This is a genomic window from Aminobacter sp. GW821-FHT11F06, from assembly GCF_058808215.1.
Map to the genome: position 1 here is coordinate 1 of NZ_JBXARL010000004.1, position 18,702 is coordinate 18,702.

Annotated in this window: 18 protein-coding genes and 1 pseudogene; 7 read left to right on the forward strand and 12 right to left on the reverse strand. The window is 63.1% G+C overall.

The window, feature by feature from the left end:
* Positions 1-599 (reverse strand): sugar nucleotidyltransferase (locus tag AC1RTB_RS11370; protein ID WP_492879000.1); only part of this gene is annotated, 599 nt, incomplete at its 3' end.
* Between the two features lie 273 nt (positions 600-872).
* On the opposite strand from AC1RTB_RS11370, the gene AC1RTB_RS11375 reads away from it, so the two are divergent.
* Together AC1RTB_RS11375 and AC1RTB_RS11380 are read left to right on the forward strand one after the other, a co-directional pair.
* Positions 873-1,466, forward strand: a complete 594-nt coding sequence (locus AC1RTB_RS11375) for an ankyrin repeat domain-containing protein (protein ID WP_492878998.1) — start codon at positions 873-875, stop codon at positions 1,464-1,466.
* Positions 1,467-1,537: 71 nt separating this feature from the next.
* Entirely contained in the window at positions 1,538-2,641 is a 1,104-nt protein-coding gene (locus AC1RTB_RS11380; protein ID WP_492878996.1) for a CaiB/BaiF CoA transferase family protein, read from the forward strand.
* Positions 2,642-2,746: 105 nt separating this feature from the next.
* Here AC1RTB_RS11380 and AC1RTB_RS11385 read toward each other — a convergent pair whose 3' ends face one another.
* The 6 genes from AC1RTB_RS11385 to AC1RTB_RS11410 all read right to left on the reverse strand — a co-directional run bounded on the left by AC1RTB_RS11385 (position 2,747) and on the right by AC1RTB_RS11410 (position 8,452).
* A complete protein-coding gene (locus tag AC1RTB_RS11385) occupies positions 2,747-3,145 on the reverse strand; it encodes a F0F1 ATP synthase subunit epsilon (RefSeq protein WP_109574319.1) in 399 nt (132 codons plus the stop codon).
* 107 nt (positions 3,146-3,252) lie between these two features.
* Positions 3,253-4,806, reverse strand: a complete 1,554-nt coding sequence (atpD, locus tag AC1RTB_RS11390; RefSeq protein WP_492878994.1) for a F0F1 ATP synthase subunit beta — start codon at positions 4,804-4,806, stop codon at positions 3,253-3,255.
* A 21-nt stretch (positions 4,807-4,827) separates the two neighbouring features.
* Positions 4,828-5,712 carry a F0F1 ATP synthase subunit gamma gene (locus tag AC1RTB_RS11395; RefSeq protein WP_492878992.1) on the reverse strand — a complete coding sequence of 295 codons (885 nt, stop codon included), beginning with the start codon at positions 5,710-5,712 and terminating at the stop codon, positions 4,828-4,830.
* A 16-nt stretch (positions 5,713-5,728) separates the two neighbouring features.
* Positions 5,729-7,258, reverse strand: coding sequence for a F0F1 ATP synthase subunit alpha (atpA, locus tag AC1RTB_RS11400; protein ID WP_492878990.1), 1,530 nt, complete (start codon positions 7,256-7,258; stop codon positions 5,729-5,731).
* Complete coding sequence (locus AC1RTB_RS11405) at positions 7,258-7,818, reverse strand: F0F1 ATP synthase subunit delta (protein WP_492878988.1); 561 nt, start codon at positions 7,816-7,818, stop codon at positions 7,258-7,260. Before AC1RTB_RS11405 ends, atpA begins: the two co-directional genes overlap by 1 nt.
* A gap of 238 nt (positions 7,819-8,056) precedes the next feature.
* Positions 8,057-8,452 (reverse strand): AGROH133_08824 family phage infection protein, encoded by a 396-nt coding sequence (locus AC1RTB_RS11410; protein WP_492878987.1) that lies wholly within the window; start codon positions 8,450-8,452, stop codon positions 8,057-8,059.
* 213 nt (positions 8,453-8,665) lie between these two features.
* Between AC1RTB_RS11410 and AC1RTB_RS11415 the strand changes: the two genes are divergently transcribed.
* From AC1RTB_RS11415 to AC1RTB_RS11425, 3 genes and pseudogenes are all read left to right on the forward strand, one after another.
* Entirely contained in the window at positions 8,666-8,908 is a 243-nt protein-coding gene (locus AC1RTB_RS11415; RefSeq protein WP_492878986.1) for a type II toxin-antitoxin system Phd/YefM family antitoxin, read from the forward strand.
* On the forward strand, positions 8,905-9,357 hold the full coding sequence (locus AC1RTB_RS11420; RefSeq protein WP_492878985.1) for a type II toxin-antitoxin system VapC family toxin: 453 nt from the start codon (positions 8,905-8,907) through the stop codon (positions 9,355-9,357). Before AC1RTB_RS11415 ends, AC1RTB_RS11420 begins: the two co-directional genes overlap by 4 nt.
* 18 nt (positions 9,358-9,375) lie before the next feature.
* A pseudogene (locus AC1RTB_RS11425) lies at positions 9,376-9,909 on the forward strand (SAM-dependent methyltransferase); the annotation flags it as partial.
* A gap of 5 nt (positions 9,910-9,914) precedes the next feature.
* Here the strand turns inward: AC1RTB_RS11425 and AC1RTB_RS11430 are convergent.
* A complete protein-coding gene (locus AC1RTB_RS11430) occupies positions 9,915-12,098 on the reverse strand; it encodes a primosomal protein N' (protein WP_492878983.1) in 2,184 nt (727 codons plus the stop codon).
* A 90-nt stretch (positions 12,099-12,188) separates the two neighbouring features.
* Here AC1RTB_RS11430 and fsa point away from each other — a divergent pair, with 90 nt between their 5' ends.
* Positions 12,189-12,842 carry a fructose-6-phosphate aldolase gene (gene fsa / locus AC1RTB_RS11435; protein ID WP_492878982.1) on the forward strand — a complete coding sequence of 218 codons (654 nt, stop codon included), beginning with the start codon at positions 12,189-12,191 and terminating at the stop codon, positions 12,840-12,842.
* Between the two features lie 57 nt (positions 12,843-12,899).
* Here fsa and AC1RTB_RS11440 read toward each other — a convergent pair whose 3' ends face one another.
* Positions 12,900-13,337 carry an Lrp/AsnC family transcriptional regulator gene (locus AC1RTB_RS11440; RefSeq protein ID WP_492878980.1) on the reverse strand — a complete coding sequence of 146 codons (438 nt, stop codon included), beginning with the start codon at positions 13,335-13,337 and terminating at the stop codon, positions 12,900-12,902.
* Between the two features lie 131 nt (positions 13,338-13,468).
* On the opposite strand from AC1RTB_RS11440, the gene AC1RTB_RS11445 reads away from it, so the two are divergent.
* Positions 13,469-14,359 (forward strand): DMT family transporter, encoded by an 891-nt coding sequence (locus AC1RTB_RS11445; protein ID WP_492878978.1) that lies wholly within the window; start codon positions 13,469-13,471, stop codon positions 14,357-14,359.
* On the opposite strand, the gene AC1RTB_RS11450 is transcribed toward AC1RTB_RS11445, so the two are convergent.
* The 3 genes from AC1RTB_RS11450 to leuS are packed head-to-tail and all read right to left on the reverse strand — an operon-like array spanning position 14,356 to position 18,685.
* Positions 14,356-15,486 carry an AAA family ATPase gene (locus AC1RTB_RS11450; protein WP_492878977.1) on the reverse strand — a complete coding sequence of 377 codons (1,131 nt, stop codon included), beginning with the start codon at positions 15,484-15,486 and terminating at the stop codon, positions 14,356-14,358. The two genes, AC1RTB_RS11445 and AC1RTB_RS11450, sit on opposite strands and share 4 nt — an antisense overlap.
* An 18-nt stretch (positions 15,487-15,504) precedes the next feature.
* Positions 15,505-16,068 carry an LPS assembly lipoprotein LptE gene (lptE, locus tag AC1RTB_RS11455; RefSeq protein ID WP_492878976.1) on the reverse strand — a complete coding sequence of 188 codons (564 nt, stop codon included), beginning with the start codon at positions 16,066-16,068 and terminating at the stop codon, positions 15,505-15,507.
* Positions 16,055-18,685, reverse strand: a complete 2,631-nt coding sequence (gene leuS, locus AC1RTB_RS11460) for a leucine--tRNA ligase (RefSeq protein WP_492878975.1) — start codon at positions 18,683-18,685, stop codon at positions 16,055-16,057. Before leuS ends, lptE begins: the two co-directional genes overlap by 14 nt.
* Positions 18,686-18,702: the final 17 nt, after the last annotated feature.

The window sequence follows — 18,702 nt, forward strand, 5'->3', positions numbered from 1 at the left end:
TCGGTGATCTCGAGCTCGCCACGAACGGATGGCTTGATCGACGCGGCGATGTCGACGACCGAATTGTCGTAGAAATACAGCCCGGTGACCGCCCAGTTCGACTTCGGCTCGGCCGGCTTTTCTTCGATCGTCAGCGCCTGCTGGGTTGCCTTGTCGAAGCTCACGACACCGTAGCGCTGCGGGTCCTCGACCTGATAGGCGAAGACCGAGGCCCCGCTTTCGCGGGCGACCGCGGTGCGGCAGCGCTCGGAAAGCCCATCGCCGTAAAAGATGTTGTCGCCCAGGATCAGCGCCACCGGGCTTGTGCCGATGAACTCGCGGCCGATGATGAAGGCCTCGGCCAGGCCGTTGGGCGCGGGCTGCTCGGCATAAGAAAACGACACGCCAAAGGCCGACCCGTCGCCGAGCAGCTGCTGGAACTGCGGCAGATCGCGCGGCGTCGAAATGATCAGGATGTCGCGGATGCCCGCCAGCATCAAAACGCCAAGCGGATAATAGATCATCGGCTTGTCGTAGATCGGCAAGATCTGCTTGGAGACCGCAAGCGTGGCCGGATAAAGTCGCGTGCCACTACCACCGGCTAATATGATGCCCTTCACAGTGGATTCCCGATATCGTTGCCTTTGACCCCCGTCCGGCTGACTTTCGCAATAGCCCGTATGGCGGATGCAAACAAGACACTGCGTACCCCGGCCACAATCGCGCACAGATTTGGGTTCATCAGGTAATAGTTGGGAAGCAACTGTCCGTCTCCGATCCTGGACTGGCCCCGCGCATTGAAAGGCACCAAAATGACCAGGGCTTTGCCTGCCTTTGCTTATTTTCTGTTCCTCGCCGTCGTGGCGTGGATTTCACCCGCTACTGGAGATGACATGCTCGAACGCGAACTGCACGCAATGGCGGCGAAGGGCGATGCACCCGCTATCAGAGAGCTCCTGGCCAAGGGCGCCAGCATCGACGCCCGCGACCAAGGCGGTCGCACAGCGCTTCTGGTCGCCACGCATGCCAATCAGGTCGAGGCTGCCAAGGTGCTGATCGATGCCGGCGCCGACGTCAACGCCAAGGACGCCATCAGCGACAGCCCTTACCTTTACGCCGGCGCGCGCGGACATCTGGAAATCCTGCGCATGACGCTCACGCACGGCGCTGACCTCAAGAGCACCAACCGTTATGGCGGCACAGCCCTCATCCCCGCGGCCGAACGCGGCCATGTCGACACCGTGCGCACGCTGATCGAGGCCGGCGTCGATGTCGACCATGTCAACAAGCTCAACTGGACGGCTCTGCTGGAGGCGATCGTGCTGGCCGATGGCGGGCCGCGTCATGTCGCGATCGTCAAGCTGCTCGTTGACGCCGGCGCCGACGTCAACCTTGCCGACGGTGACGGCGTGACACCGCTTCAGAACGCACGCAAGCACGGCTTCTCCGAGATCGAAAAGATCCTGGTCGCCGCCGGCGCGCGATAGTGTCCCCGTGGATTGCCAGGCCATGAACGCTACAGCGCTGCCACGGCTCGTCTGACCAGGAAAGAAGCATCATGCCGGCACCGGCCAAAGGCCCACTTGTTGGTATCCGCGTCGTCGAGTTCGTCGGCCTCGGGCCTGCTCCGTTCGCCGCCATGCAGTTCGCCGACATGGGTGCGGATGTCATCCGCATAGCTCGACCGGGTGCGGTGCCGACGCTGCCCGACCCCATTTCCGGGCGCGGGCGGCCGACTGTGGAGGCAGACCTCAAGGACCCTGACGACGCGGAAATGGTGCGAAAGCTGGTCGACAGTGCCGATGCCCTCATCGAAGGGTTCAGGCCCGGCGTCATGGAACGGCTCGGCCTAGGGCCTGAACCAATACTCGAGCGCAATCCACGCCTCGTCTATGGCCGGATGACGGGTTGGGGCCAGACCGGGCCGCTGGCAGCCCATGCAGGTCATGACATCAACTTCATCGCCATCACCGGCGCGCTCGCCGCGATCGGACCGGCCGAGCGGCCTTTGCCGCCGCTCAACCTTGTCGGCGACTTCGGCGGCGGCGCGATGTTCCTTGTCAGCGGCATGCTGGCGGCACTTCTTTCCGCGCAACGCACCGGAACCGGACAGGTCGTGGACAGCGCGATCTGCGACGACACCATCCAGCTGATGACAATGGCCCATGACATGGCGGCCGCCGGACATTGGAGAGCCGAGCGCGAGGCCAATCTGCTCGATGGCGGCGCGCCTTATTACGGCACCTATGAATGCGCCGATGGGGTGCACATTGCCGTCGGCCCGATCGAGCCGCAGTTCTTCGACCTGTTTCGCAAGGCAATCGGCCTGGATGAAGACGCACGGCTTCTCCGTGCGGACCCGCGCAACTGGCCAGCCCTTCGGGAGAAAATCGCCGCGCTGATCCGCACGCGCGGCAGCTCCGAATGGCTCGCTCTGCTTGAATATTCCGACGCCTGCGTTTCGCCGGTGCTCGACCTTCATGAAGCCGCAAGGCATCCGCATCTTGTCGCCCGACAGAGCTTCGTCGAGCTCGACGGCATCATGCAGCCGGCTCCCGCACCACGCTTTTCGGGCACGCCAACTGAGGCACGCGCCCGCCCGCACGACTTGCTATCGCTGATCGACGCGGTCCGGACTTGGGCGGACAACCCAACCAACTGACATCGCATCAGAACGGGTACTTGGACCTCAAAAAGCAAAAAGCCGCCGGGGTGACCGACGGCTCGCAGTATTGATTCCTCGGGCCGCAGCCCGCTTGCGAAAACCTTAGATAGCGGCTTCCAGCGTCGAAAGATGGTTCAGATAGGCTTCCGCCTTGGTGCGGGCCTGATCTTCCTTGGCGTCCGAGACGTCCTCGCGCGCTTCCTGGATACGACGCAGCAGTTCAGCGCGGTCGATATCCTTGACCGGCGTCGCCGATTCGGCGAGCAGCGTGCAGCCAGCCGGAACAATGTCGGCGAATCCGCCGAAAACGACGTAGCGCTCTTCCTTGCCGGCAACGGTCTTCACCGTCACGACACCCGGCTTGATCGTGGTCATGACCGGCGCGTGGTTGGCCATGACAGTCATTTCGCCCTCCGCACCCGGAATGACGACGGACTCGACCTGCTCCGAAACGAGCAGACGCTCGGGCGAGACCAGTTCGAATTTGAAAGCTTCAGCCATGGTGTCTCACAAATGCTTGGAGAAAGTTCCGAGCAGACCTGCCCGAATGCCGGGCAGTCATCGGCGCGACAGCGCGGACCTTGGGGCCCGCGCTGCAGCTTTTATGATTATGCCGCTTCCGCAGCCAGGCGCTGGGCCTTCTCGATCGCCATGTCGATGCCGCCGACCATGTAGAAGGCAGCTTCCGGCAGGTGATCGTATTCGCCGTCGACAAGGCCCTTGAAGCTCTTGATCGTGTCTTCGAGCGGAACCAGCTGGCCCGGCGCACCGGTGAACACTTCGGCGACGAAGAACGGCTGCGACAAGAAGCGCTCGATCTTGCGGGCGCGGGCGACGGTGACCTTGTCCTCTTCCGACAGCTCGTCCATGCCCAGAATGGCGATGATGTCCTGCAGCGACTTGTAGCGCTGGAGGATTTCCTGAACGCGACGGGCGACCGAGTAGTGCTCTTCGCCAACGATCAGCGGGTCGAGCATGCGCGAGGTCGAGTCGAGCGGATCCACGGCCGGGTAGATACCCTTTTCGGAGATCGCGCGGTTAAGAACGGTCGTCGCGTCAAGATGCGCGAACGAGGTTGCCGGCGCCGGATCGGTCAAATCGTCGGCGGGCACGTAAATCGCCTGCACCGAGGTGATCGAACCCTTGTGGGTGGTGGTGATGCGTTCCTGCATCTGGCCCATGTCGGTCGACAGCGTCGGCTGATAGCCCACGGCCGAAGGAATACGGCCGAGCAGAGCCGACACTTCCGAACCCGCCTGGGTGAAGCGGAAGATGTTGTCGACGAAGAACAGCACGTCCTGGCCCTGGTCGCGGAAATGCTCGGCGATGGTCAGGCCCGACAGGGCGACGCGGGCGCGCGCACCGGGCGGCTCGTTCATCTGGCCGAACACCAGGGCGCATTTGGAACCTTCGGTCGAGCCGTTGTTCTCGTGCGGGTCCTTGTTGACGCCCGACTCGATCATTTCGTGATAGAGATCGTTGCCTTCGCGGGTGCGCTCGCCAACACCGGCGAACACCGAATAACCGCCATGCGCCTTGGCGACGTTGTTGATCAGTTCCTGGATCAGAACGGTCTTGCCCACACCAGCACCGCCGAACAGGCCGATCTTGCCGCCGCGAGCATAAGGTGCCAGCAGGTCGACGACCTTGATGCCGGTGACGAGGATCTGCGCTTCCGTCGACTGGTCGACATAAGCCGGCGCTTCCTGGTGGATGGCGCGCTTCAACTTGGTCTTGACCGGGCCGGCTTCGTCGACCGGCTCGCCAATGACGTTCATGATGCGGCCGAGCGTTTCGTCGCCAACCGGAACCATGATCGGCTCGCCCGTGTCATACACGGCCTGGCCGCGAACGAGGCCTTCCGAGATGTCCATGGCGATGCAGCGAACGGTGTTTTCGCCGAGATGCTGCGCCACTTCGAGAATGAGGCGGTTGGAGCCGTTCATCGTCTCGAGTGCGTTCAGGATCTTGGGCAGGTTACCGCCGTCGAAGGATACGTCGACAACGGCGCCGATGACCTGGGAGACGCGGCCAGCCACGCCCTTGGCCGACAATACAGGAGCCGAAGCCTTCACGGCTGCTGCCTTGGCGGGCGCCGCCTTCTTTGCTGCCGGGGCTTTTGCCGCCGCCGGAGCCGCTTTCGGAGTAGCTGCTTTAGCCATGGTGTTAACCTCTTTGGTCGATTAGAGCGCTTCCGCGCCCGAAATGATTTCGATCAGTTCTTTGGTGATCTGAGCCTGACGCTGGCGGTTGTAGGACATCGTCAGCTTGTTGATCATGTCGCCGGCGTTGCGCGTCGCATTGTCCATGGCGCTCATCTTGGCGCCCATCTCGCCGGCGGCGTTTTCGAGCAGCGCCCGAAAAACCTGCACGGAAATGTTGCGCGGAATGAGGTCGCTCAGAATCTCGCCCGGCTCGGGCTCGTATTCGTAGACGGCACCGCCCGCGGCATCCGCATCGGCGCCAACGGCCGGGGCAGCGGCGGGAATGATCTGTTGCATCGTCGGGATTTGTGCGATCACCGACTTGAATTCCGAATAAAACAGCGTGCAGACGTCGAACGCACCGTCGTTGAACAGCGACGTCACCTTCTTGGCGATGCCGTCGGCGTGAACGAAGCCGACTTGCTTGGCTTCGCGCAGATCGACACGCTCGATGATCATCGACGCGTAGTCGCGGCGCAGGATGTCGAAACCCTTCTTGCCGACGCAGATGATTTTCACCGTCTTACCCGCAGCGAGAAGCTTGCGGATGTGATCGCGCGCAAAACGCGCGATCTGCGAATTGAAGCCGCCGCACAGGCCGCGCTCGGCCGTGCAGACGACGAGCAGATGCACGTCGTCCTTGCCGGTGCCGGTCATCAGCGCCGGGGCATCGCTGCCCCCGGCCACTGCTCCGGCAATGTTGGCCAGAACGGCGCCCATGCGCTGTGAATAAGGACGCGCGGCTTCCGCAGCTTCCTGCGCACGGCGCAGCTTCGCCGCGGCGACCATCTGCATCGCCTTGGTGATCTTCTGCGTCGCCTTGACCGAGGCGATACGGTTGCGGAGGTCTTTTAACGAAGCCATGCCTTACCCGTCAGTGTCAGGCGAAGTTTTTCGCGAACGCGTCGATATGGGCCTTGAGCTTGCCGCGAACGTCGTCGCTCAGCGCCTTTTCGATACGGATCGCGTCGAGAACGTCCTTGCCGTCCGAACGCATATGCGCAAGCAGACCCTGCTCGAAGCGGCCGACCTGGTTGATCGCCAGCTTGTCGAGGTAGCCGTTGACGCCAGCGAAGATCACCGCGACCTGCTCTTCGGTCTTCAGCGGCGAGAACTGCGGCTGCTTCAGAAGTTCGGTCAGGCGTGCGCCGCGGTTGAGCAAGCGCTGGGTGGCGGCGTCGAGATCGGAGCCGAACTGCGCAAAGGCCGCCATTTCGCGGTACTGAGCGAGCTCGCCCTTGATCGAGCCGGCGACCTGCTTCATCGCCTTGATCTGCGCCGACGAACCGACGCGCGAAACCGACAGACCGACGTTCACGGCAGGACGGATGCCCTGGAAGAACAGGTTGGTTTCGAGGAAGATCTGGCCGTCGGTGATTGAGATCACGTTGGTCGGGATGTACGCCGACACGTCGTTGGCCTGGGTTTCGATGACCGGCAGAGCCGTCAGCGAGCCGCCGCCATTGTCGTCGTTGAGCTTTGCAGCGCGCTCGAGAAGACGCGAGTGCAGGTAGAAGACGTCGCCGGGATAGGCTTCGCGGCCGGGCGGACGGCGCAGCAGCAGCGACATCTGGCGATAGGCGACGGCCTGCTTGGACAGATCGTCATACGAGATCAGCGCGTGCATGCCGTTGTCGCGGAAATATTCGCCCATGGCGCAGCCGGCGAACGGTGCCAAGAACTGCATCGGAGCCGGGTCGGAAGCCGTGGCGGCGATGATGATCGAGTATTCGAGCGCGCCGCGCTCTTCGAGCACCTTGACGAACTGAGCGACGGTCGAGCGCTTCTGGCCGACGGCGACGTAGACGCAGTAAAGCTTTTCCTTGTCCGGACCGGACTGGTGGATGGCCTTCTGGTTCAGGATGGTGTCGAGAATGATCGCGGTCTTGCCGGTCTGACGGTCACCGATGACCAGCTCGCGCTGGCCGCGGCCGACCGGGATCAGAGCGTCGATGGCCTTGAGGCCGGTCGACATCGGCTCGTTGACCGACTTGCGGGGAATAATGCCGGGTGCCTTGACATCGACGCGGCGGCGTTCGACCGCCTTGATCGGGCCCTTGCCGTCGATCGGATTGCCGAGCGCGTCGACGACGCGGCCGAGCAGGCCGGGACCAACGGGAACGTCGACGATCGAGCCGGTACGTTTGACGGTGTCGCCTTCCTTGATGTCGCGGTCGGCACCGAAGATGACGACGCCGACATTGTCGCTTTCAAGGTTCAGCGCCATGCCGCGAATGCCGCCCGGGAACTCGACCATTTCGCCCGCCTGGACGTTGTCGAGACCGTACACGCGGGCGATACCGTCACCCACCGACAGAACCTGGCCGACTTCGGAGACTTCGGCTTCCTTGCCGAAATTCTTGATCTGGTCTTTCAGAATTGCGGAAATTTCCGCGGCGCGGATGTCCATCAGCCGACCTCTTTCAGTGCAAGCTTGAGCGAATTGAGTTTGGTTTTGAGCGACGTATCGACCTGGCGCGAGCCCATCTTCACGATCAGGCCGCCGAGCAGCGAAGGATCAACAGCGACCGCGATCGCCACATCCTTGCCGGCAACGCTCTTCAGCGCCGTCTTGAGTTCCGTTTCCTGAGCCGCCGTCAGCGCATGCGCCGAAGTCACTTCGGCTGAAGTTTCGCCACGATGCTCGGCAGCGATCTGGCGGAACGCCTTGATCATGCCGGGAAGGGCAAACAGGCGGCGATTTTGCGCCACGAGGCGGAGGAAATTGCCGGCCAGACCGGTGATCTTGGCCTTGTCGGCGATCGCCGCGATGGCCTTTTCCTGCTCTTCGCCGGAGAAGACCGGGCTCTTGATCAGGCGATCGAGATCAGCACTGCCATCAAGCAGCGCCGCGAAACGACCGAGGTCGGCTTCTACCTTTGCAACAGCGCCTGCTTCGAGCGCGAGATCGAACAACGATCCCGCATAGCGCTCAGCAACACCGGAGATTGGCGAGGAAGATTGGGTCACGGACCGTCTTTTCTCTTGTCTGACAGGCCGCAAGATTGTTGGCGCGAGCGTTAGACTCTAGCTAAATCTTTGACCTTACTGCGTTTTTTGACCCCGGAGCTTGCGGCAACCGCATCCCTCCGGCCGAAAGTCGATTGCCGTCTAGCACAGGCTTTTGAGGACCGCAACACGTCCTCTAACAGCCATTTGAGGCACTATTGTCGCATCTTGCGCCTTGGAGCGGTGGCCTGGCGTCGATTCACAGCCAGAAGCCGAAAACAAACCCCAGCGGAAGGGCAGCCAGCGCCAGTTCGATAATGATGGCGACCCAGTTGTAAGGCGTGTTGGCACCGTCCGACATCATGGCGACGATCCGGCCGAAGGCTGTGAACAGCCAGGAAACGCCAAGCGCCATGTACAGCCATGGCTGGGCGAGCAGTATCGCGCACAGGCCAACGCCGAGGAAAAAGCCGGCCATGGTGGCGCGCCCTTGGGCGATGGCTTCGGGATTGTCGGGACGGGCTTGCAGCCTGAGCAGGCGAAAGGCGATTCGCGGGGCGAAAAACAAGATGACGCCGAACAGCAGCGTGACCACCGCCGAACTCCACGCCAGCCACTCGCCCTGGCTCATCGGCCACGGAAATGAAAACTCCATCTATCCCCCTCCGATTGGAGCGCCGCACCTTCACCCGAGGCGCAAAGGACGCTCCAACCTACTAAACCGGTCGCGAATCCGTGGCGATCATAACCTGCAAATGCGGACAACGCGAAGCGCGTTCACGGCCAATCTTGCAAGCACGCCAATGCTGGCTTTTTGCCCCTGGACCCCCTATATTATGACCACATGAGACCACAAGGACGCGCGGCCATGAAAACGATGCAGGTTCGGGATGCGAAGGCAGGGTTTTCCGCCGTAGTCGAGGCGGCCGAGAACGGCGAGCCGACCATTATCACCAAGCACGGCAGGCCAGCAGCTGTGGTGATCCCGGTGAGCGATGCGAACCGCCTCTATCCCAAGCACAAGCCCAATCTTGGGGCTTTTCTCATGAGCTTTCCCGGCGGATTGGAGTTCGAGCGCAACGACTCTCCGATGCGTGAGATCGATCTGTGACAGGCTACTTGCTGGACACGTCCGTCCTGTCGGCTTTCGCTCCCGAGAGAAAATCAGTCTCACAGGAATTCTCGGATTGGATGACCGCCCAGGGCGAGGCCCAGACCCTCTACATATCCAGCATTACCGTCGCCGAGGTGGAGAAGGGTATTCGTAAGCTGGACCGTTCTGGCGGCACGGCGCGGGCTGAGCGGCTTGCGACATGGCTTGATTCGCTGCTGTCCGTTTTTGGTGATCGCATTCTGGCCGTCGACGCTCGTGTCGCGAGGGTCGCCGGTGCGATGGAAGACGCAGCCGTTGCCAGCGGCCGCCATCCCGGCTTGGCCGATGTGCTGATAGCCGCAACAGCACAAGCGCACGATCTTTTGCTGCTGACTGCGAACGGCAGGCATTTTGAGCCGCTCGGTATCATGCATATCAATCCATTCGAGTCATTGCCGGGCGAGTAATATGCTCCCCTCACTACGTCCAAGGAGAGGATCATGGCGATACCGGAACGAATTGCCTGGGCGGTCGGCCACCTCGACATCAGGTCAGGCGACCGGCTGCTTGAGATCGGCTGCGGGCGCGGCGTCGCCATGGCGGAGATCACGCCGTTGCTGATCGACGGTCACATCACCGGCGTTGACCGATCCGACAGCGCGGTGAGTTCGGCTGAGGACAAGAACCGCGCCGCGATTACGTCAGGCAAGGCGGCTGTCGTTCAAGGCGCTCTCGCGGGCTGGTCGGGCAAGGGCCGCCCCTTCGACAAGGTCTTTGCCATCAACGTCAATCTGTTTTGGCTCGAAGCCGCGCGCGAACTCAAGGAGATCCGCTCCTTGCTTGCGCCAGAGGGCCGGTTGTTTTTGTTTTTCGAACCGCCAAACGCCGACCAGGTTCCGACCATCGAACATGCAGTTGCAGTGCGCTTGGCAGCCGCAGCTTATACGCTGGAGAAGACAATGATTGGCCCGAGCCCAAAACCACCACTTCTCGGCATGGTCGCAAGGCCAGCGACATAGCCGAATCACAAAAAGCTCTGCGGATCGATATCCACCTGCACACGCACCGAGCCGCGCACCTTAGGCCCGGCCGCAAGCAGCGCGCGGATGTAGCCCTGGATGTCGGCCTTGCGGTCGGCCTGGACCAGCAGCCGGAAGCGGTGACGCCCACCGATCAAGGCCAGCGGCGCTTCGGCGGGGCCGAGCACATGGACGTCCTGCGCCACCTGTGCCGCGCGCCTCAGGCCACGCGCATGGCTTTCCGCCTCGGGCCGTGTCGCCGCACTGACGATGATGCCGGCGAGCCGGCCAAAGGGCGGCAATGCGGCCTTCTCGCGTTCGGAAATCTCCCTGTCGTAGAAGGCCTCCGAATCGCCTGACACGATCGCCCGCATGACCGGATGGTCGGGCTGGAAGGTCTGCAGCAGGCCAAGGCTTTTCTTGCCGGTGCGCCCTGCCCGCCCCGTCACCTGCGACAGCAGTTGATAGGTGCGCTCGGCCGCGCGCGGATCGCCATTGGCGAGGCCCAGATCGGCGTCGACCACGCCGACCAGCGTCATGTTGGGAAAGTTGTGGCCCTTGGCGACAAGCTGGGTGCCGATAACGATGTCGGCGTCGCCATTGGCGATGGCTTCCAGCTCCAGCCTGAGCCGCTTTACCCCGCCCAGCATGTCCGACGACAGCACGATGGTTCGTGCGTCGGGGAAGTGCGACACCACCTCCTCGGCGATGCGCTCGACCCCCGGCCCGCAGGCGACGAGATGATCGAAAGTGCCGCATTCCGGGCAGGCTTCGGGGCGCTTTTCGTTGTGGCCGCAATGGTGGCAGACGAGTTGACCGCGAAAGCGGTGCTCGACCAGCCAGGCCGAACAGACCGGGCAGCCGAAGCGGTGGCCGCAGACCCGGCACAGCGTCAGCGGCGCATAACCGCGACGGTTGAGGAACAGCAGCGATTGTTCCTGGCGCCCCAGCGTCTCGCGCATCTTGCCAAGCAGCACCGGCGACAGGAAGCCGCCACGCGCCGGCGGCGCGCGCCGCATGTCGATGGTGGCAAGCTTGGGCAGTGCCGCCTCGGCAAATCGGGCCGACAAGACGGCCCGCGCATACTTGCCTTGCTCGGCATTGACCCGGCTTTCGACCGACGGCGTCGCTGATGCCAGCACCACCGGAAAGCCGCCGATATGGGCACGGACCACGGCCATGTCACGGGCGTTGTAAAAGACGCGGTCCTCCTGCTTGTAGGCAGGGTCGTGCTCTTCGTCGACGACGATAAGGCCGAGATTGTTGAACGGCAAAAACAGCGCCGAGCGCGCGCCTGCGACCACACGCACGCCACCTTCCGCCACCTGGCGCCAGACGCGCTCGCGCATCCTCGGCGGCAGGTCGGAATGCCATTCGGCGGGCTTGGCGCCGAAGCGGTTCTGGAAGCGTTCGAGGAAGGCCTGGGTCAGCGCGATTTCCGGCAGCAGGATCAGCACCTGCTTGCCCTTGTCGAGCGCCGCCGCCACCGATTCGAAATAGACCTCCGTCTTGCCCGAGCCGGTGACGCCGTCGATCAGGGTGACGGCGAATCGGTCGGCTTCCACCTGGGCGCGCAGGCTGACCGCCGCCGCTTCCTGGTCGCCCGTCAACTCGGCACTGCCGTAGGACGTGTCGGGCGCGGCCACCACCGGGCGTGGCGGGATCATCACCGTCTCGAACACGCCCTGCGCCCTCAGCCCGTCGATGACGGTCGAGGAAACGCCGGCGGCGTGCGCCAGCCCCGAACGCGTCCAGGCCATGCCGTCATTCGCCATTTCAAGCACCCGGGCGCGTGCCGCCGTCATCCGGTCGGGTTCGCCGTCGCTGCGCTTGATGCCTTCCGTCCATGGCTCCGGGTCGAAGGCTTCGGGCGCGCGCAGGATCATCCGCGCCACCATGCCGGGCGGTGACAATGTGTACTGCGCGATCCAGTCGACCAGGCGCCGCATATGCTCGGTGATGGGCGGACAATCGAAGACATGGGCGATGGGCCGCAGCTTCTTGGGGTCGACCACTTCGACAGGCCCGTCCCAGACGATGCCGGCCACCTCGCGCGGCCCCAGCGGCACACGCACGATCGAACCCGGCATCACCTGCATGCCGTCGGGCACCGCATAGGAATAGGGGCGCTCGGCCGGCATCGGCACCAGCACGGCGGCGGCTCTTGTTCTTGGCGAATCGGCGGTCATGACGCGTGACCTTGCCCCGAACTTGGTTTAGAGCAAAGGCCGACAAGCGTGGTGCCCCAGGGGCATCCTTCCATTGCTAAGGAGACTGTTATGAAGTTTTTCGTCGATACGGCCGACGTGAAGGACATCCGTGAGCTCAATGAGCTCGGCCTTCTCGACGGAGTCACCACCAACCCCTCGCTGATTCTCAAGTCCGGCCGCAACATCGCCGAAGTGACCAAGGAAATCTGCGACATCGTCGAAGGCCCTGTTTCAGCGGAAGTCGCTGCGACCGAATTCTCCGAGATGATGAAGGAAGCGGCGGTCCTGTCGAAGATCGCCGACAACATCTGCATCAAGGTGCCGCTCACGCTCGACGGTCTCCGCGCCTGCCGCGCGCTGACCTCGGAAGGCCGCATGGTCAATGTCACCTTGTGCTTCTCCGCCAACCAGGCCCTGCTCGCCGCAAAGGCCGGTGCCACCTTCATTTCGCCGTTCATCGGCCGCCTCGACGACATGGGCGTCGACGGCATGGAGCTGATCGCCGAGATCCGCCACATCTATGACAATTACGGCTTCGACACCGAGATCCTCGCCGCGTCGATCCGCTCGACCGAACACGTCAAGCGCGCCGCAATGATTGGTGCCGATGTCGCCACCATCCCGCCGGCAACGCTCAAGGCGCTGGTCAAGCACCCACTGACCGACAAGGGCCTCGAGATGTTCCTGTCCGACTGGGCCAAGACCGGCCAGAAGATCGGCTGATTTCTTTCATTCGAACATCAAAGCCGGCGCAGCCCATGCGCCGGCTTTTTTGTTACCTCAAACCAGCGGCGGCAAGCGCCGTTTTACCGGCTGCGCCTTGACGATGGAGCTGTTGGTCTCGGCCTTGTCGGTGATCTGGTCGAGGATCTTGTCGAGCTCGTCGATCGAACGGATATGCAGCCGGGCGATGAAGCAATCGTCGCCCGTCACCTTGTCGCATTCCGAGAACTGCGGAATGTCCTCGATCAGTTTTTGGACCTGATGCAGCTTGCCGGGCAGCGGCCGGATGCGCACGATCGCCTGCAGCGTGTAGCCGAGCGCGTGCGGGTCGATGTCGACGGTGAAGGCACGGATGACGCCGCGTTCCTCCAGCCGCCGCAGCCGCTCCGACGTACTGGGCGACGACAGGTTCACCCGCCGCGCCAGCTCCTTGAGCGAAATCCGGGCGTCATCGACAAGAATTTCGACAATGCGCCTGTCCAGATCGTCCAGCATGCGAACCTCTTAGGCATCTTCGTCATACGACCTTACAGAATTAGCCTTAACCACGCAAATGCCTTCGCATATCCATATATTCGCTCGAACCACACGCATACAAATACAGCCCTGAACAAAAGAGGCTGAGAATGTCGGACAAGCTGCGCGGCACGGTCGAAATGACCGCTGCAATGGTGATTTCAGGCACGATCGGGCTGTTCGTCGTCCTGTCGGGCCAGCCTGTCATGGATGTGGTATTCTGGCGCTGCGCCTTTGGTGCGATCACCCTGCTGATCGTCTGCGCTGCGTTGGGCCTGTTCCGGGCCGACTTCATGTCGCACCGCCAGATCGTCTATGCCGCCATCGGCGGGATCGCCATCGTCTCCAACTGGGTTCTGTTGTTCGCCGCCTTTCCGCGCGCTTCGATCTCGATCGCAACCGCCGTCTACAACACGCAACCCTTCATGCTGGTGGCGCTGGGCGCGCTGTTTTTTGGCGAGCGCCTGACACTGACCAAGCTGGCATGGCTCGGCATCGCCTTCGGCGGCATGCTGATGATCGTCCAGGCCAAGCCCGACACCGGTTCTGTCGGCACCGATTATCTCGGCGGCATCCTGTTGGCGCTGGGCGCCGCGTTCTTCTACGCGATTGCCGCCATCATCACCAAGAAGCTCAAGGGCGTGCCGCCGCATCTGATCGCGCTGATCCAGGTGACGGTCGGCATTGCGATGCTCGCGCCCTTCGCCAATTTCGCTCAACTCCCCACCGACGCAAGCACCTGGGCGCTGCTCGTCGCCGTCGGCGTCATCCATACGGGGGTGATGTACATCCTGCTTTACGGCGCGATCCAGAAGCTGCCGACCAACCTCGTCGGCGCGCTGTCCTTCATCTATCCGGTCGTGGCCATCCTGGCGGACTTCCTGGCCTTCGGCCATCGCTTGCAGCCGCTGCAGCTCATCGGTGCCGCCGCCATCCTGGTCGCTGCCGCCGGCATGACGCTCGGCTGGTCTCTCATCAAGCCGCGTATTGCACGCGCTTAGTCATCGTCCGGCATGAGGCCCGTCGGGCGCATGCCTTCGATCATCGTCGCTCCTTCGATGCGCACGACAGTCAGCGCGCGAGACCCGGTGCGATCGCGCACAAGATCGGCAAGCTCACGCGAGTGCGTCACCACCCAGACCTGCGTGCGTGCGGCGGCGCGCGCAATCATGTCGGCCAGCGACGGCAACATGCGCGGATGCAGGCTCGACTCCGGCTCGTTGAGCGCGATCAGCTGGGGCAGGCGATACGACATCAGCGCGCCGGCCAGCGCCAGGAAGCGGATCTGCCCGTCGGACAATTCTTGCGGCCGAAACAGGCGTTGCGGAAATTCCGGCAGCATCAACCCGAACGTCGCGTTCTCGCCTGGCACCGGCACGTCCAGTTGCGCCCCGCCCATGGCCTCGGCGATGCAGGCGTCGAGATCGACGGTATCGTCGCGAATGTGGCGCAGCGTGGCGAACACAGCGGCCAGGTTGGCGCCATCCTCGTCGAGCATCGGCGACGTCGTCGCCAAGGCCGGCTTGCGCACCGGCGAATCGGCATCGGTGCGAAAGCCATGATAGAAGCGCCAGCCGGCAACGGCGGCGCGCAGATCACCGACTTCGGGATAGCGCCCTGCAGCCCCCAGAAGCGCAAGCGCGGTTTCGGAATTCAAGATGCGCTCGGGATGCTCGACCCGGCGGCCCTCACTGTCACGGGCAAACACCGCCGGCCCCTTGCGCGTCATCATCTCGACCGGACGTCGCCCGGCCTCGACAACAAGCGTCTCTTCCTTGACATGCGGTTCGAAGGCAAAGCCGGCCGACACCGGGGGCGGCAGGCCGATCTCGACCTTGTAGGTGTATTTCGCCGCCGTTTCGTCATCCACGAACTTGGCGTCGATGCTGACGCGAGCAGGCTGGCCGGTGCGTCGCTTGCCCGACCACAACGCCGAACTCATGCCGCCCTCGCCCGCGATCTCGCGAGCGAGCGAACCCTCGGCGGAAGCCTTGATGAGTTGCAGCGCCCGATAGAGGTTGGACTTGCCGACACCGTTTTCGCCGACAAACACCGAGACCTGGCCGATATCCAGCCTGATCGACTGCAGGGACCGATAGCCGGCGGCTGAAAATGACGTCAGCCGCATCGACCGATCCAGCCCATCTTAGCTCTTGGACATGTCCTGGGCGATGGCGAGCCTCAGCAATTCGGCCAGCTCGCGCGCCGCACGGTTTTCGGCGTCGCGTTCCGCCCGCACGCTGGCATACTCCTGGCGTGGGCGATCGTAGGATGCCGTCACGCTGCGCTTGCCGCCGGCAATACGCTTGCCGGTCTTGATGTCGGTGATGACATAGCTGCCTGTCAGCGTCATCGTACCGGCAGTCGGCTCATCGTCCTTGGTGGTCACCTGGGCCAGAAGTGCCGCTTCATTCAATGCCCCGACCACGAGATCCATCGTGTAGGGCGCCGCGGCCTGCTGGCCGGTCCCGCCATTGAACATGAAGATCAGATGGTTGCGGACTTCCTGGCCGTAACGGGTGTTGACCGGCTTGATGTTGATCGACGCAAGCTGGGTCGCCGTGCCCGCCGCCACGCCGGACGACACCGGCCCGTCCGAGTAGAGCGGACGCACCGTGCAGGCCGAAGCCAGTGCAAGCGAAGCAAACAGCGCCAAACGTGCAGCAACACGCCACGAACTGGGAGATTTCCGCGCCTCAGGCAACGACATTGACGATCCTCTGCGGCACAACGATGACCTTGCGCGGGGGCTTTCCATCCAGCGCCTTCTGCACTGCTTCAAGCGCCAGCGCTGCTTTTTCGACGGTCAATTGATCTGCGTCGCGGGCGATTGTCAAATCCCCTCGCTTCTTGCCGTTGACCTGTACCGGATAGGTGATTTCGTTGTCGACGATCAGTGCGGGATCGAATTTCGGCCACGCCCGATCAGCCACCATGCCCTCGCCACCGAGTGCTGCCCAGCACTCCTCGGCCAGATGCGGCATCATCGGTGCGATCATGACGATCAGGATGTCGACCGCCTCGCGCAGCGCCGAAACCATTTCTTTTGATGCCTTGCCGGCAGCCGCATCTGCCAGCGGCGACTGCAACGCATTGGTCAGCTCGTAGATGCGCGCGACGGCCTTGTTGAAGGCCAGCTTGCCAATGTCTTCGCCGACCGCCTTCAACGCCTTGTGCGCCGCCTTCGACACGACAGCGGCATCGCCCTCGGCTGCCGGCTTGGCTTCGGCCTTGGCCAGCACATCGGCCGATTCGGAAACCAGCCGCCACACGCGCTGGACGAAACGATGCGCGCCCTCGACGCCCGCCTCGGTCCACACGACATCGCGCTCGGGCGGCGAATCGCTGAGCACGAACCAGCGCGCCGTATCGGCGCCATAGCTGGCGATGATGTCGTCGGGGTCGACCACGTTCTTCTTCGACTTCGACATCTTCTCGATCGAACCGATCTCGACCGGCGCGCCGGACGACAGCAGCGTGGCGCGGCGTTTGCCGTCGATGTCTTCGATCTTCACCTCGTTCGGCGAAACCCATTCGGCCGAAGCGCCACTGCCGAGACGGTAGGTCTCGTGCACGACCATGCCTTGCGTGAACAGGCCCTTGAACGGTTCGGACAGGTCGAGGTGCCCAGCCTTGCTCATCGCGCGGGTGAAGAAGCGCGAATAAAGCAGGTGCAGGATCGCATGCTCGATGCCGCCGATATACTGGTCCACCGGCAGCCACGAATTGGCGGCCTTCGGATCGGTCGGTTCGTTTTCCCAAGGTGCGGTGAAGCGGGCAAAATACCACGACGAATCGACGAACGTGTCCATCGTGTCGGTTTCGCGCCGAGCAGCCTTGCCGCATTTCGGGCAATTGACATGACGCCAGGTCGGGTGACGGTCGAGCGGATTGCCCGGACGGTCGAATTCGACATCGTCTGGCAGCTTGACCGGCAGGTCGGCCTTCGGCACCGCCACCACGCCGCAATCGTCGCAATGGATCATCGGGATCGGGCAGCCCCAGTAGCGCTGACGCGAAATGCCCCAGTCGCGCAGGCGGAACTGCACCTTGCGCTCGCCCATCGGCCGGTTGCCGATCGAGATCTGCTCCAACCGATCGGCGACGTCGTTGAACGCATCCTTCGGCGTCATGCCGTCGAGGAAGCGCGAATTGATCATCACGCCATCGTCGGTATAGGCCTCTTCGGTGACCTGGAAGGTCTTGGCGTCGCCATCAACCGGCATCACCACCGGCACCACAGGCAGGCCGTATTTGTTGGCGAAGTCGAGGTCGCGCTGGTCGCCCGACGGGCAGCCGAAGATGGCGCCCGTGCCGTAGTCCATCAGCACGAAATTGGCGACATAGACCGGCAGCGTCCAGCTCGAGTCGAACGGATGGACAACCCGAATGCCGGTGTCCATGCCCTTCTTCTCGGCCGTCTCTAGTGCCGCGACCGACGTGCCCATGCGGCGCACATCGTCCATGAAGGCGGCCAGCTCAGGTTTGTTTTCGGCGGCCTTCTTGGCCAGCGGATGATCGGCCGAAATCGCCATGAACGAGGCGCCGAAGATCGTGTCGGGCCGCGTCGTGTAGACCTCCAGCTCGCTCTCACCGGTGGGTGCGGTACCGGCAGCCAGTGGCCAGCGGATCAGCAACCCTTCCGAGCGGCCGATCCAGTTGCGCTGCATCAGCTTGACCTTCTCGGGCCACTCGTCGAGGCCTTCGAGCGCGTCCGACAGGTCCTGCGCGAAATCGGTGATCTTGAAGAACCACTGCGTCAGCTCGCGCTGTTCGACCAGCGCGCCCGAGCGCCAGCCGCGCCCGTCGATGACCTGCTCGTTGGCGAGCACGGTCATGTCCTCCGGGTCCCAATTGACCTTGGAAGACTTGCGCGTCACCAGGCCCTTCTCGACGAAGTCGATGAACAGCATCTGCTGGCGATGGTAATAATCGACGTCGCAGGTCGCGAACTCGCGGCTCCAGTCGAGCGACAGGCCCATCGACTTGAGCTGCGTGCGCATCGTTGCGATGTTCTGATAGGTCCAGTCCTTGGGATGGACCTTGTTTTTCATCGCGGCGTTTTCCGCCGGCATGCCGAAGGCGTCCCAGCCCATCGGATGCAGGACGTTGAAGCCCATGGCCCGACGGAACCGGGCAACCACATCGCCCATCGCGTAGTTGCGGACGTGGCCGACATGGATGCGCCCCGACGGATAGGGGAACATCTCGAGCACATAGTATTTCGGCCGCGGATCTTCGTTCTGCGTTTCGAAGAGCTTTGCCTCGCCCCAGGCCTTCTGCCATTTGGGTTCGGACGCGCGCGGATTGTATCGTTCGGTTGCCATAGGATGTTTTTCACTTA